Origin of the sequence: Pilosibacter fragilis (assembly GCF_032490495.1) — a bacterium.
GTDB classification, from domain to species: Bacteria; Bacillota; Clostridia; order Lachnospirales; family Lachnospiraceae; genus Pilosibacter; species Pilosibacter fragilis.
Window position 1 is genome coordinate 20928 of the sequence record NZ_JAVYJB010000009.1, and the last position, 14174, is coordinate 35101.

General features: G+C 50.8%; 9 protein-coding genes and 5 tRNA genes. 13 read left to right on the forward strand and 1 reads right to left on the reverse strand.

The annotated features are described in order from the left end of the window. The first annotated feature begins 419 nt into the window (after positions 1-419). The 13 genes from ABCW45_RS10005 to ABCW45_RS10065 all read left to right on the forward strand — a co-directional run bounded on the left by ABCW45_RS10005 (position 420) and on the right by ABCW45_RS10065 (position 13960). Positions 420-2501, forward strand: a complete 2082-nt coding sequence (locus ABCW45_RS10005) for a glycoside hydrolase family 13 protein (RefSeq protein ID WP_343220756.1) — start codon at positions 420-422, stop codon at positions 2499-2501. Positions 2502-2547: 46 nt separating this feature from the next. Then, positions 2548-2629 (forward strand) — tRNA-Tyr (locus tag ABCW45_RS10010). Between the two features lie 225 nt (positions 2630-2854). Then, positions 2855-2927: transfer RNA gene (locus ABCW45_RS10015), tRNA-Phe, on the forward strand. 159 nt (positions 2928-3086) lie between these two features. After that, positions 3087-3157: transfer RNA gene (locus ABCW45_RS10020), tRNA-Gly, on the forward strand. 113 nt (positions 3158-3270) lie between these two features. Next, positions 3271-5043, forward strand: coding sequence for a bifunctional homocysteine S-methyltransferase/methylenetetrahydrofolate reductase (locus ABCW45_RS10025; RefSeq protein ID WP_343220757.1), 1773 nt, complete (start codon positions 3271-3273; stop codon positions 5041-5043). Between the two features lie 163 nt (positions 5044-5206). Beyond that, a complete protein-coding gene (locus tag ABCW45_RS10030; protein WP_117504280.1) occupies positions 5207-6463 on the forward strand; it encodes a PP-loop family protein in 1257 nt (418 codons plus the stop codon). Between the two features lie 179 nt (positions 6464-6642). Beyond that, a tRNA-Leu gene (locus tag ABCW45_RS10035) sits at positions 6643-6722 on the forward strand. 219 nt (positions 6723-6941) lie between these two features. Further along, positions 6942-7505 (forward strand): manganese efflux pump MntP, encoded by a 564-nt coding sequence (locus ABCW45_RS10040; protein WP_343220758.1) that lies wholly within the window; start codon positions 6942-6944, stop codon positions 7503-7505. Positions 7506-7703: 198 nt separating this feature from the next. After that, the gene (locus ABCW45_RS10045; RefSeq protein ID WP_343220759.1) at positions 7704-9494 is read left to right on the forward strand and encodes a VanW family protein; all 1791 of its coding nucleotides are present in this window, start codon (positions 7704-7706) and stop codon (positions 9492-9494) included. A 77-nt stretch (positions 9495-9571) separates the two neighbouring features. Then, positions 9572-10528, forward strand: coding sequence for a LysR family transcriptional regulator (locus ABCW45_RS10050; protein ID WP_117470877.1), 957 nt, complete (start codon positions 9572-9574; stop codon positions 10526-10528). Positions 10529-10812: 284 nt separating this feature from the next. Further along, positions 10813-11736 (forward strand): fumarylacetoacetate hydrolase family protein, encoded by a 924-nt coding sequence (locus ABCW45_RS10055; RefSeq protein WP_117470860.1) that lies wholly within the window; start codon positions 10813-10815, stop codon positions 11734-11736. Between the two features lie 125 nt (positions 11737-11861). After that, positions 11862-12656, forward strand: a complete 795-nt coding sequence (locus ABCW45_RS10060; protein ID WP_117470859.1) for an SDR family oxidoreductase — start codon at positions 11862-11864, stop codon at positions 12654-12656. Between the two features lie 119 nt (positions 12657-12775). Beyond that, positions 12776-13960 (forward strand): pyridoxal phosphate-dependent aminotransferase, encoded by a 1185-nt coding sequence (locus tag ABCW45_RS10065; RefSeq protein ID WP_343220760.1) that lies wholly within the window; start codon positions 12776-12778, stop codon positions 13958-13960. A gap of 79 nt (positions 13961-14039) precedes the next feature. On the opposite strand, the gene ABCW45_RS10070 is transcribed toward ABCW45_RS10065, so the two are convergent. Beyond that, positions 14040-14111 (reverse strand) — tRNA-Gly (locus ABCW45_RS10070). Positions 14112-14174 lie beyond the last annotated feature (63 nt).

A 14174-nucleotide genomic window follows, 5' to 3' on the forward strand; every position in this document is an offset into this window, starting at 1 on the left:
AAATGGGCCAGTGGCAAAATGAACAAAAAATATTTTCATGTTTTTAAATGTTTGTGCACACTTATCCGGATTCCTATGCTATATTACTACACGTAACCCCCCAATACATTATATAGTTTTTGCTATACCCCATAAGAGACATAATACCTTTTCCGGAAGAAGGCCAGTGGTTCCCCCCGCTGGCTTTCTTTCTGCCCATTTTTAGACAAAAGACCTGGAATTTTTGCCGCAGTTCAGAGCGGCTGGTTTCAGGTCTTTCTATTTTCGGGTCTATCTATTTTCAGAAAAAAACGTGCAAACAGGTGTGCAATCCTGTATAATAACACTTGTGAGTGAAGTAAATGAAAACAGATATCAGTCATACGGCTGCGTGCTGACCGGGCAGCCGTTTCAGATCAGTAAGGGAGGCCATTCAAAATATGTTGAAGGCGGCACTTTTCAGTGATGGGACAAAAGAGTACCGCATTCCGGAAGAACCGGAGTGCGGGGATAAAGTAACGATCAGGTTCCGGACCGGAGCCGGGGATGTGGATCATGTGTATGCGGTGGTCCGGGATGCCGTAAGCCGGGAAGAGGGCAGGCGGCTGGAGCTTAAGAAAAAGGAATCCATCGGAAGATTTGATTTCTATGAGACAGAGATTTTAGTGGGGGAGACCCCGCTGCGATATGATTTTGAGGCTGTAAAGGGGAGCGAGGTCTGCCATTACAATCGTCTCGGCGTTCTGGAGGCCGGCGGCATGGATGCGCCTTTCGTGATCACACCGGGATTCCATGTACCGGAATGGGCGAAGGGTGCCCTGATGTACCAGATCTTCGTGGACCGGTTTAACAACGGAGATCCGACGAACGATGTTCTGGGGGACGAGTATGTCTACATCGGATTCCCGGTGACGAAGGTGGAAAAATGGGATGAGCGGCTTTCGGTTCTCGATGTGGATCGGTTTTACGGCGGTGATATTCAGGGGATCTGGGATAAGTTAGACTATCTTCAGAGTCTGAAGGTGGAGGTCCTCTACCTGAGTCCGGTGTTCGTGTCTCCGTCGAACCATAAGTACGACTGTCAGGATTACGAGCATATCGATCCGCATTACGGCGTGATCGTAAAGGATGAAGGCGGGCTTGTGACGGGAGACGCGTCGGACAACGGGAATGCGAAGCGGTATTCCGTGCGCACCTCTGACCGGGAAAATCTGGAGGCCAGCGATGAGTTTTTTGCCCGATTTGTGCAGGAGGTCCATAAGAGGGGGATGCGGATTATCCTGGACGGCGTGTTCAACCACTGCGGTTCCTTCAATAAATGGATGGACCGGGAGAAGATCTATGAGAAGGACGGCGGGTATGAGCCGGGGGCTTACCTGACAGCGGACAGTCCGTACCGGGATTTCTTCCTGTTCGGAGATCAGGACGGATGGCCGGACAATGATTCCTACGAAGGCTGGTGGGGACATAACACACTGCCGAAGCTGAACTATGAGGGATCGGAGAAGCTGTATCAGTATGTGCTTGATATCGCGAGACGCTGGCTCTCCCCGCCGTATTCCATCGATGGCTGGAGACTTGACGTGGCGGCGGATCTCGGGCATTCTCCGGAGATGAACCACCGGTTCTGGAGAGATTTCCGGAAGACGGTGAAGGAGGCGAACCCGGACGCGCTGATCCTGGCGGAACATTATGGGGACGCTTCAGACTGGCTTTCCGGGGATCAGTGGGACACGGTGATGAATTACGATGCGTTCATGGAGCCGGTCTCCTGGTTCCTCACAGGCCTTGAGAAGCACAGCGAGCGGAAGGATGAGCACCTGCTCCACAACAGCCAGGCGTTTATGTGCTCCATGCTTTCAAATATGAGCCGGATGCAGACGGGATCGCTCTACGCGGCGATGAATGAGCTTTCAAACCATGATCACTCGAGGTTCCTTACGAGAACGAACCGTGTGGTGGGACGGCTTTATAAGCCGGAGGACGCCGAAAACGCGGAAAAAGGCATCAATTACGGAACATTCCGCTCCGGCGCCCTGATCCAGATGACATGGCCGGGGGCTCCGACGATCTATTACGGGGATGAGGCCGGTGTCTGCGGCTGGACAGATCCGGACAACCGGAGAACGTTCCCGTGGGGAAAGGAAGATCTGGAGCTCACGGAATTCCACCGGTATCTGACGGGGATTCGGAACAGGACTCCTGCGTTCAGGCGGGGCGCGTTTAAGTCGCTGTTGGCGGAGAACGGCATGATCGCTTACGGAAGGTTCGACGCAGACGAGCAGGGAGTCGTCGTGGTGAACAGCGAGGACTATGCACAGAGAGTCCGGATCCCGGTATGGGAAGCGGAGGTGACCGCAGATGCCATGGTCCGTGTGATGCTCACGGACGCGAAGCGCTACAATGTAGGAAGCCTGAAATACCCGGTGGTGGATGGTGTGATGGAAGTGGAGCTTCCGGGAAATGGAGCGATGATCTTTATCGCGCGGAGTTCTGGGCAGGATGATGAAAAAACTGCTTGATTTTTGAATTAATGTATGGTATCATTTTGAATTGTCAGAATGATATGGGCGGATTCCCGAGTGGCCAAAGGGGACAGACTGTAAATCTGCTGCAACTTGCTTCGGTGGTTCGAATCCACCTCCGCCCATTATTGATCCAGGAAGTTAGGGAATGCAAAGCCCCAGATTGGAATGAGCAGTTCTTGGCGAGCTGCGGAAAGCCCATCTCGGGAACTGCGTCCCCGAGATGTACGTTGATTTGTAAATACAAATCAACGAATAAATTTCCAAATAAAATTCCTTATGTGAGCAAGCTCTCAACGGAATTTTCTTCGTAAATTTATTACCTTTCCTCTGTGCTTCCAAATTTATGCGCCCAGATAGCTCAGTTGGTAGAGCAGAGGACTGAAAATCCTCGTGTCGCTGGTTCGATTCCAGCTTTGGGCACTAGAGGTACTGGTGAGGATGACTCCGAGGTATTATGGAGCTTCGCTCCATAATCGCCGTTTGCAACGGCGATAACTGCTGACATAGAAATTTTTTCTTATGTGAGCAAGCTCCCAACGAAAACTTTCGATGTCATCAGTTGCCTCTCATTACTTATACGCGGGTGTAGTTCAATGGTAGAACACCAGCCTTCCAAGCTGGATACGTGGGTTCGATTCCCATCACCCGCTCTTCTTATGAATTGCCGGATCTCTGAATTTCAGAGGTCCGGTTTTTCTATATAATAATTGTGTCAGAATGTCAGACTACCCCATAAAAGCTGATACCCCACAGGAGGACGAACATGAATTTACGCGAATATCTGAAAACCACCAACCTCATCACCGACGGCGCCTTCGGAACCTATTTTGCCGCAAAATACCAGACCCAGGATATCCCGGAGCTGGCAAATATTACTGCGACGGAGAAAGTAAAGAAGATCCACGAGGAATACCTGAATGCCGGAGCGAAATTTATCAGGACAAATACGTTTGCGTCAAACAAAGAAACACTGCAGGAGGATTTTGCGGAAGTTGAGAAAAACATTCAGGCGGCGGTTGAGATCGCGAGAGACGCGGTAAACGGGAGAGATGCCTGGATTGCGGGAGATATCGGCCCGATTCCGGTGAATGGAGCGGAGGACGCGGCGGCAGCGGCGGACGAGTATTATCAGATTGCGAAGACCTTTGCGGAGCGCGGTGTCACAGTTCTGGATTTTGAGACATTCGCGGACCTCGACGGAATTCTTCCGGCGATCAAAAAGATCTGCGCGGAATATGAGATGTTTATCATGGTCTCCTTCTCTGTAAACCAGTTTGGCTACAGCGCGGCGGGACTCAGCGCGAAGCGCCTGTTAGCGGATGCGGCGGCTGTTCCGGAGATCGATGCGGTGGGCTTAAACTGCGGCGTAGGTCCGGCCCATATGCGCCAGATCCTGGAAAAGGCGGGTCGTCCTGTGGATAAGTTCCTGCTTGCGATCCCGAATGCGGGATATCCGACGCTGACGAGAAATAAGCTCCAGTTTGGAAATACACCGGCATACTTTGCGGAGAAGATGAAGGAACTTCAGGCGCTCGGCGCAGATATTCTCGGCGGCTGCTGTGGAACGACCCCGGAATTTATCGGAGAACTGTCTTCGTGGGACGGAATCTTAAACAAGATTGTCCTGGATACAGAGATGGATAATGGGGAGCAGACGGGACATGTCCAGAGACATGGATTCCTTTACGATGAAAACGGAGAGAGGAAACAGAAAAAGCTCATCGCGGTAGAACTTGCCCCGCCCTTTGATGCGGATGATGAGAAGCTTTTGGAGTCGGCCCATCTTTTAAAGAATGCGGGCGTGGATGTCCTCACATTCCCGGATTCCCCGTCCGGGCGGACAAGAGTCGATTCCGTCCTCATGGCGAGCAAGGTCCGTCAGGCTACAGGCCTTAATGTGATGCCGCATATCTGCTGCCGTGACCGGAATGCGATCGCTATGCGGTCCCTGTTTTTGGGAGCGGCCATCAATGACATCCATAACTTCTTAATTATTACAGGAGATCCGATCCCGTCCACAGCGAGACAGACCGTAAAGGCGGTGTTCAACTCCGACTCCACCGGTCTCATGAAGATCGCAAAGGAGATGAATGAGGATGTCTTCGCGAAGAACCCGCTCTGCTACGGCGGCGCCATCAACCAGGGAAGAAAGAACTTGGATGTGGAGATTGGACGTGTGAAGAAAAAGATGGAAGAGGGCGCGGAGTTCTTCCTGACCCAGCCGGTATTCACGAAGGAGGACGCGGCGAGACTGCGCCGGATCAAGGAGGAGACGGGCGCGACAATCCTCTGCGGGATCATGCCGCTGATCAGCAGAAAAAATGCCATGTTCATGAAAAATGAGATCGCAGGCGTCAACGTGACGGACGAGATCGTTGCCAGATACCCGGAGAAAGCGAACCGCAAGGAAGGCGAGGCAGCGGGAATCCAGCTCGCGAAGGAAGTCATGAAGATGGTGGAAGATTTTGCGGACGGATATTACTTCTCATTCCCGTTCAATAGAGTCTATATGCTGCAGGACATCATGGGAAAATAAAGAACTGCAAAGATACAGATTGACAGCTTTTTTTCCTTATGTTATCATGTCAACCGTTGTATAAAATCGGAAACTCCTTGAAAATACAGGGATTTTCTTCCTATAGAAACAGTGACGGCACCCCGGCACCCGGAGACGGCCGTAAACGGAGAATAGAAAAAGAATGATTAAAACGATTACAGCCGCAGAGCTGATCAATGGAAGAACCTTTGACCGGACGATCATTGACATCCGTCCGGCGGAGGAATACAAAAAGGGGTCCATGGACGCCGCCTTAAATATCCCGGAGGACAAGCTGGTGGAATATCTGGAGAATCCGGAAGAGGCGGATCTGGAATCCGGCACCATCGGCGATGGAAAAGCCTGGGAAGAGGGCGTGAATGTGGGAAAGCTTCTCGCGGCGATCCCGAAGGACAAGCCGGTATGGGTACTCTGTCACACCGGAAATAAGAGTCTTTACGTTGCAGAGCTTATGAGCGATGCGGGCTTTGATGCCGGAAGCGTGGAGGGCGGATACCGTTCCTTCCTGCGCCTGTCCTTATCCATGATGGTCATGAACGAGGAAGAGGTCACGGAGCGGACGAAAGCCATCGAGCGCAGCATCATCACGAAATACCGCAAGTCCATCTGGAGACGGTTCACAAAGGGAGTCCATGACTACGAGTTAATTAAGGAAGGCGATAAGATCGCGGTCTGCATTTCCGGCGGAAAAGACTCGATGCTGATGGCGAAGCTTTTACAGGAGCTGCAGCTTCACGGCAAGGTAAAATTCGACCTCGTATTCCTTGTGATGAATCCGGGCTACAACGAGGACAACTGGAATATCATCTTAAACAACGCGAAGCTTCTCGGCATCCCGATCAATGTGTTTGAAAGCGATATCTTCAATATTGTCGCTGACGTGGATAAGAGTCCGTGCTATCTCTGTGCGAGAATGCGCCGCGGTTACCTTTACTCCCACGCGAAGGAGCTTGGCTGCAATAAGATCGCATTGGGGCATCATTTCGATGACGTGATCGAGACGACGCTCATGGGCATGCTGTACAGCGGAAAAGTCGAGACGATGATGCCGAAGCTCCACAGCAAGAACTTCGAGGGCATGGAGCTGATCCGCCCGATGTACATGGTCCGCGAGGCGGACATCAAGGCCTGGAGGGATTACAACAACCTTCACTTTATTCAGTGCGCCTGCCGCTTCACCGAGCGCTGCGCGACATGCGGCGGCGAAAAGGGATCGAAGCGCGACGAGATGAAGGAGCTGATCGCGGAGCTCAGGAAGCGCTGCGATACCATCGACATGAACATCTTCAACAGTGTCCACAATATTAATTTAAAAACGGTCATCGGCTATCACAAGGGAGACTGGACGTATAATTTCCTGGATGACTACGATGAGGAAGAGAAGAAAATGCCGCGGTAGATAAGAATATTTTAGGGCGTCAGTCGGTGGAAAGTTACTTTTCATGGGTAGGAATTTTCTGAACTGAAAATTCCGTATGATACCGTTGTAACTGTGGGAAACTTGCGCGGAAAATTAAACAAAAGCGTAATTGACAATTCTTTTCAAACACGCTATAATGAGATTCTATCGGAGATCATGCGGATGTGGCGGAACTGGCAGACGCACCAGCCTTAGGAGCTGGCGGGCAACCGTGGGGGTTCAAATCCCTTCATCCGCATTCTTCTTTAGAATTACGAATCGAATAACTACCAGAATAGGGGAGTAGTCGGCGCCACTGGCGCAGTAAGGCCAACATACTGGAAATGATCCTGGTTTTACTTTAAATGATGAGACTTATCTGTCGGGAAAAGACAGAGGGGGTCTCTTTTTTTATGCATTTGCGGGCTTCTTACTGGTGGGAAGATCAACAAGAAATAAAATTTGGAGGAAATGATCTATGGGGCTTCTGGAATTGTTTATCCTGGCTGTGGGGCTGTCGATGGACGCCTTCGCGGTGTCTGTCTGTAAGGGCTTGTCGGTGACGAAAATGGAACCGAAGCATGCGTTGCTCTGCGGCGCTTATTTTGGCGGATTTCAGGCGCTGATGCCGGCACTTGGCTATCTTCTGGGAAGCCAGTTTGAATCCATGATCACCCAGATCGACCACTGGATCGCCTTTGTGCTTCTCGGGATCATTGGATCAAGCATGATCAAAGAATCCAGGGAGGACGAAGAGGAAGAGGTCAGCGCGAGCTTTGATGTGAAGACCATGCTGGCGCTGGCGGTTGCGACGAGTATTGATGCCCTCGCCGTGGGAGTCACCTTCGCATTTCTCCATGTAAATATCGTCTGGGCGGTGACCTTTATCGGCTGTACGACCTTTGTCCTGTCAGCAATCGGGGTAAAGGTCGGTAATGTATTTGGGATGAAATATAAGTCGAGGGCGGAGCTGGCCGGCGGAGTGATCCTGATACTCATGGGGATCAAGATCCTGCTGGAGCATCTGGGATTCCTCGGATAATATGAGATACAAATAGACCTCCGGGATTCTTGACAATGGTTTGACAGACCGATATAATGAGTGAGTATCCGAGAAGCGTACAGCAGTGTACGATGAGCATTGTATACATCAGGGTTCGGCATCATTTGATGCGGACCCTGTAACTATGTTGACATAAGCATGGAAAACGATTCTAATTTTCCGGAAAGTTGAAGAAATATGGAAAAGAGAAACACAAACAGACAGAGAGAATATCGGGACGATTACCGCCAGCATTCCCCGGCGTGGATCCGGGCACAGCGCAGGAAGAGAAAGCTCATTATGAGACGGCGGATCATGATCGGCGGAGCGGTGATCTGCGTCGTGCTGATCGCGGGCGTGATCCGGATCTTTTCCGGCGGAAAGAGCCATGGAAAAGAGACGGAGGCCAGTGCCATCGAGGAATCCACATTCCAGGCATCCGATATCAGCGTAAACGGAATTTCCTTAAAGGGAATGACGAGAAGTGAGGCGAAGGCCGCTATTGAAAAAGAATATCCGTGGAAGGTGACGATCACCTACAACGGGGAGAGTATCGACGCGGAGAACCTGATCGACACTGATCTTGACGCGTTTTTAGATGGAATCTGCACGGGAAAGGCAGAGGGAGAGTACACCTTCGCGGTTGAAGACTCCGAGGATCTGCAGTCCGCTGCGGCAGAGGCAGCGGCGGACGCGGCGGCGAAGTGGGATGTGAAGGCAAAGAACGGCTCGATCTCCGAGTATGACGCTGCGACGGATAAGTTCCTGTTTGCGGACGGAGCTCCGGGCAAGGCTGTGAACCAGGAGAAGCTTATAAAGGACCTCGTGGAGGCTGCGACAAGCGGAAACTATGACGCCGTGATCCAGGCTGAGGTCAATGAGAGCCAGCCGGAGCTTTCCGCAGCGAACGCGAAGGAGCAGTATAAGACTCTTTCTACGTTTACGACGGAGACTACCGCCAACGAGAAGAGAAATACGAACGTAAAGCTTGCGGCCAGGGCTATCAACGGAACCATCGTGCAGCCGGGTGAGGAATTTTCCTTTAATAAGGTCGTGGGACAGCGCACGGCGGAAAAGGGATATCAGGAAGCGGCTGCCTACAGTGGAGGCGAGGTCGTACAGGAACCGGGCGGCGGTGTCTGCCAGGTATCTTCCACGATGTACCGTGTGGCATTCCAGTCCGGTATGCAGATCACGTTCCGAAGATCTCATACCTTTGAGCCGAACTACGTAACTCCGGGACAGGATGCGGCGATCAGCTGGGATATTCCGGATTTCAGGTTTATCAATACATCAAAGGCGGCGATCGGTATTCGCGCGAACTACAGCAACCGGAAGATGACAGTCTCCTTTTACGGAGTACCGGTTCTGGAAGATGGAATCACCTGGAGTCTGGAGTCTGAGAAGACGGATGAGCTTCCGCCGCCGGAGCCGACTTATGTGGAGGATCCGACACTGGATCCGGGTACTGAGGTGACACAGAAGGCGGCGACGAACGGCAGCCGCTGGGTTACCTATAAGATCGTTTCAAAGAACGGAACTATTGTCGAAAAGACAGAAGATCACGCGAAGACCTACAAGGGACACGCAGCTGTGATCCGCAGAAATACGGGAACCGTGAAGGTTTCACCGGATGAGACGACAGCCGTTGAGTCCACGTCGGCGGCAGCAGTAGACGGAATGCCGGACGGATATGTTCCGGGCGAGAGCGTCGCGCCGGAGAGCTCTGCCGCCGCGACAACCGCAGCCGGTTCTTCCGGCACATCGGCGGCAACGGCGTCCACCGGTGGATCTGAGACGAAGGGCACACACAGTGAGACAACGGCTGCATCGACGACAGCGGCAGCGACTGAGGCAGCGACGACGGCTGCACCGGCGACAGAAGCAACGACGGCAGCCGCGCCAAAGGGCCCGGGTGATGAAACATCCGCAGCTGCACCGACGGAAGCCATTGGAAATATTGCGGGATTTCCGGGAAATGGGAACTAGGGAAATCTTTGCACGCATTGGCAATGGCACTGGCAGATACAGGAAAACACCAGATAGAAACAAGGGGTGAATGCGGCATGTTCAGCAGGCGCGAATATGAATATGTGATGGAGATCGCCAAAGAGGGCAGCTTTTCGAAGGCAGCCCAAAAGCTTTATGTGTCCCAGCCAGCACTCAGCGGCGCGATCAAAAAGCTGGAAAAGGACCTTTACGGGATCCCGCTTTTTGACCGTGCCGTCACGCCGGTGGCATTGACACCGGCAGGGCAGTATTACCTTGAGCAGGCGAGAAAGATTTATGAGCTGAGGAATGAAATCGAACATCACTTTGCGGATCTTGCCGGAATCCGGACGGGAATCATCAATATTGGAACTTCCGGATATTTCTGCGCCTATCTTCTCCCGGATATCATCCGTGGCTACTACCGGCTCAATCCGAAATGCAGGATCAATGTGACGGAGACGGATGCCTCCGGCATGGACGCAGGTCTCCGTTCCGGACAGTTCAATATCACGATCGATGTCGAGGTGCTGGATCCGGAAATGTTTGAGAGTGTGACACTGGGATATGAGTATATGGTAATGGCTGTTCCGGCATCCTTTGAGGTCAATGACAGAATGAAACAATATCAGATCTCGAGAGAGGCGATCTTAAACAGAAGTTTTCTGGATGATTCGGTACCGGCTGTTGATCTTTCCCTCGTCGCGAAGGAACCGTTTTTGATGCTCAAAAAACATCACGATGCCTATCGCAGGAGTATGGATATCTGTGCGCATTCGGGATTTGAGCCAAACGTCGTGATGTCCTTCGATCAGCTTCAGACAGCCTATAACGTGGCGAGAAGTGGACAGACCGGTATTATTTTCTTCCGGGATGGGCTTTTAAAATACACGGAGAATACCGAAAAGCTGTGTTATTATAAGCTCGGGGATCCTCTGGCGAAGAGGGCAATTCTGCTGACAATGAAGCGCTATCCCGGCGTTGGACCGACGGTGGATGACTTTATTAAATATCTAATGCTTGCGAAGAAATAACGTGGATGGATACCGACTGCGTATCTGTCAAAATATATAGTATCAGGCGAAAAGCGTCTGGAACAGAATTCTGTTCCGGGCGCTTTTCGTTTATCCCCTATAAGCATTTGCTTATACATCCATATCTGAAAGCGAGTTGGAAATCTTTTCTCATAGATGTTACAGTAATGTCAGAAACAAGCAAGGTACATAAAGAGTTACCGCACAGAGGTCGGATGCGTCAGAACAGAAGCTCCGCATGAAGCGGGAACCACAAAGAAGTCACAGTATAAGGAGGATTCAGCATGAGATTAGCAACTATCAAGGTAAACGGAACAGAAAAAGCCGGTATCGTATTAAATCGCGGTATTCTTCCGATCAAGGCGCTGAACGCCGCAAAGGGAACTGCATGGGCGGAAGACATGATGAGCCTGATCCAGAAACAGCAGATCCCGGGCTTAACAAAATGGTATAACGAGGGCGGAAAGGAAGAGCTTGAGAACATTGCAGGTCTTGTCCCGAACGCAGATGTTGTATATGGTCCGCTTTACCGCAACCCGAAACGTATCTTTGGAATCGGTCTTAACTATGTGGATCATGCGGGAGACATCGGATCCGCAGCGCCGAAGGGATTCCCGGGAAGCTTCTTCAAGATGGCAGATACCCTGATCGGACCTGGGGACGAGATCCTGCTTCCGAAGTTAAAAGAAGCGCAGAAGACGACCGCTGAGGCAGAGCTTGGAATCATCATGGGAAAGGATTGCAGAGACGTTTCCGAGGAGAACTGGCAGGATGCCATCGTCGGATACACAACGATCCTCGACATGACAGAGGAGTCCATCTTAAAGGGAAATGATTATGTGACAGGAAATCCGAGATACCTCTGCATCGTCAAGAACTTCCCGACCTTCTTCTCCTTTGGACCGCAGCTCGTAACACCGGATGAGGTTCCGGATGTGCTGAAATTAAATGTACAGAGTATCCACAATGGCGAGGTTCACGCGGAAAACGTAGTTGCGAATATGACACACCGCCCGGCACGCCTCGTGTCCCTGCACAGCAGTATTCAGGGCTGGTACGCAGGAGACATCCTTTCCACCGGAACACCGAGAGCATTCCACATTCAGGACGGCGACATAGCGGAATGCCGCATCCAGGGACCGGACGGATTTGAGATGGCACCGCTTGTGAACCCGGTCGTTGACTTGAAAAAGCATCCGGAGAAATAGAACTTATTCAATTACTGTATTTTAATCAAACAATTCAAATAATTAAAACAATAATTTGATCCCGGATAGCTGTGAAGAGATAAACAGTTACCAGTTTCAAAACATTTAAATTGGAGGTATCTATCATGGATTTAGGTTTAAAAGATAAAGTTGTTCTTTGTATGGCATCTGCAGCAGGACTTGGAAAAGGAATCGCAACAGAGATGGCGCGTGAGGGCGCAAAGGTTATGATCTGCACCGCAGAACCGTTTAAGGATCAGCTCCTCGAGGCGCAGGCTGAGATCGAGAAAGAGACCGGAAATAGACCGGAAACATTCCTCTGCGATGTGAATAAACCGGAAGACATTGACGCACTTGTAAAACATACGGTCGATACTCTCGGCGACATCTACGCTTTAGTAAATATGTGCCCGGGTCCGAAACCGGGACCGTTCGAGAACTTTGATGACGCAGCATGGACAGGCGCTTTCAATATGTGTCTCCTTTCCTATGTAAGAACCATCCGTGCGGTACTCCCGTCCATGAAACGTCTCGGCGGTGGCCGTATCGTAAACTCTACATCCTCTTCTGTTAAGGACTGCCTCGACAACCTGATCCTTTCCAACACCATGAGAATGGGTGTTGTCGGCATGAGCAAGACACTTGCAAGAGAAGTCGGCAAGGATAATATCCTGATCAATGTCATCGGACCTGGTCGTATCGGCACAGCAAGAATCGAGAGCTTAAATAAGATGCGCGCGGACAAAGCCGGAATCAGCGTATCCGACTATGAAAAAGAGGACCTTAAGAAATTCCCGATGGCGCGCTACGGCACTATCGACGAGTACGGTCGTCTCGCAACATGGCTCTGCTCTGAGGCAAACACATATGTATCCGGCCAGACGATTCTCTTAGACGGCGCTATGACGACCGCATATTAATCAGAAAACATGTATTGTCCCGCTGCGTGTGAAAACAGCGGGGCAATACGGATTGAAACAGCCAATATCAGGTCGCTCCTTCTGGAATGGGAAGCGTAAAGCAGAAAGGAACTTTAGTGATGGATAAATTATTTGCAAAAAGAATGGACGAGCTCGCTCCGTCCGGAATCAGAAAAGTAAACGAGAAAGCGCTTGCAATGGAGCGTGCCGGTGAGACCGTGATTCACTTTGAACTTGGTCGTCCGGATTTTGACACACCGGAATATATCAAAAAAGCCTGCATCGCCGATATCGAGAAAGGTGACGTTTTCTACACCTCCAACTTCGGTACTATGGAGCTCCGCGAGGCGATCGCTTGGAAATTAAAGACTCAGAATAATGTCGACTACAAGCCGTCCGAGATCATCGTCAGCGTTGGTCTTTCCGAGGCAGCCTTCGATGTAATGACAGCGATTCTCGATGAGGGCGATGAAATTCTCGTTCCGAATCCAGGCTGGTTAAACTACTTAAATGTACCGAAGCTTCTCGGCGCAACACCGATCACCTATACATTAAAGGAAGAGAATGATTACCAGATCGATCTCGATGAGATCCGCGCCAAGGTAACTCCGAGAACAAAAGCCATGGTCCTCATCACACCGAGCAACCCGACCGGAGGTGTTCTCGCTGAGAATGTCTTAAAGGAACTGGCGGAAATCGCAGTGAAGAACGACATCATGGTCATCTCCGATGAGGTTTACGAGAGACTGCTATATGATGATGCAAAGCACATCAGCATCGCTTCCCTTCCGGGAATGAAAGAGCGTACCATCACATTGAATGGCTTCTCAAAGGCGTATTCCATGACCGGATGGAGACTCGGATATGCTGCATGCAATGAGGAGATCGTTAAGACCGTCAACAAGCTTCATCAGCATGTGGTCACATGCGCAACTTCCTTCGTACAGAAGGCAGGTGTTATTGCCCTTAAAGAAGAGAAAAACGAAGTCAACGACATGGTCAAAGAGTATCAGAGACGCCGCGACTACGCAGTCAAAGCCATCAATGAGATCGACGGCTTAAGCTGCCGCTGTCCGAAAGGTGCATTCTATATCTTCATCAACATTGAAAAACTCGGCATGACCGGGCAGGAATTCGCACCGCTGCTCCTTGAGAACGCAAAAGTTGCCCTTGTTCCGGGCGATGTATTCGGGACGGAAGGTGATCATTATGTCCGGATGTCCTTCGCGAATAGCTATGAGAATGTCGTTGAGGGATGTAAGAGATTGAAAGAGTTTGTTGAGAAGCTTCGCAGGAACAAATAAGCATTTCATATCGGAAGATTACTTCTTTTATATCTAAAAACCCCGGAACCTGTTATAAGATTCCGGGGTACATAACGAGAGCACGAGACGGGATTCGAACCCGCGACCCTCGCCTTGGCAAGGCGATACTCCACCACTGAGCCACTCGTGCGAAATGAAATTGCTTTAAGAGATGTTTCTATTATACCTATAGTTTTTTTACCTGTCAATGATG

Coding starts and splice junctions, on each gene's coding strand:
- ABCW45_RS10065 (WP_343220760.1), top strand. CDS start 12,776: ATGGATAAATTATTTGCAAAAAGAATGGACGAGCTCGCTCCGTCCGGA.
- ABCW45_RS10005 (WP_343220756.1), top strand. CDS start 420: ATGTTGAAGGCGGCACTTTTCAGTGATGGGACAAAAGAGTACCGCATT.
- ABCW45_RS10040 (WP_343220758.1), top strand. CDS start 6,942: ATGGGGCTTCTGGAATTGTTTATCCTGGCTGTGGGGCTGTCGATGGAC.
- ABCW45_RS10030 (WP_117504280.1), top strand. CDS start 5,207: ATGATTAAAACGATTACAGCCGCAGAGCTGATCAATGGAAGAACCTTT.
- ABCW45_RS10025 (WP_343220757.1), top strand. CDS start 3,271: ATGAATTTACGCGAATATCTGAAAACCACCAACCTCATCACCGACGGC.
- ABCW45_RS10045 (WP_343220759.1), top strand. CDS start 7,704: ATGGAAAAGAGAAACACAAACAGACAGAGAGAATATCGGGACGATTAC.
- ABCW45_RS10050 (WP_117470877.1), top strand. CDS start 9,572: ATGTTCAGCAGGCGCGAATATGAATATGTGATGGAGATCGCCAAAGAG.
- ABCW45_RS10055 (WP_117470860.1), top strand. CDS start 10,813: ATGAGATTAGCAACTATCAAGGTAAACGGAACAGAAAAAGCCGGTATC.
- ABCW45_RS10060 (WP_117470859.1), top strand. CDS start 11,862: ATGGATTTAGGTTTAAAAGATAAAGTTGTTCTTTGTATGGCATCTGCA.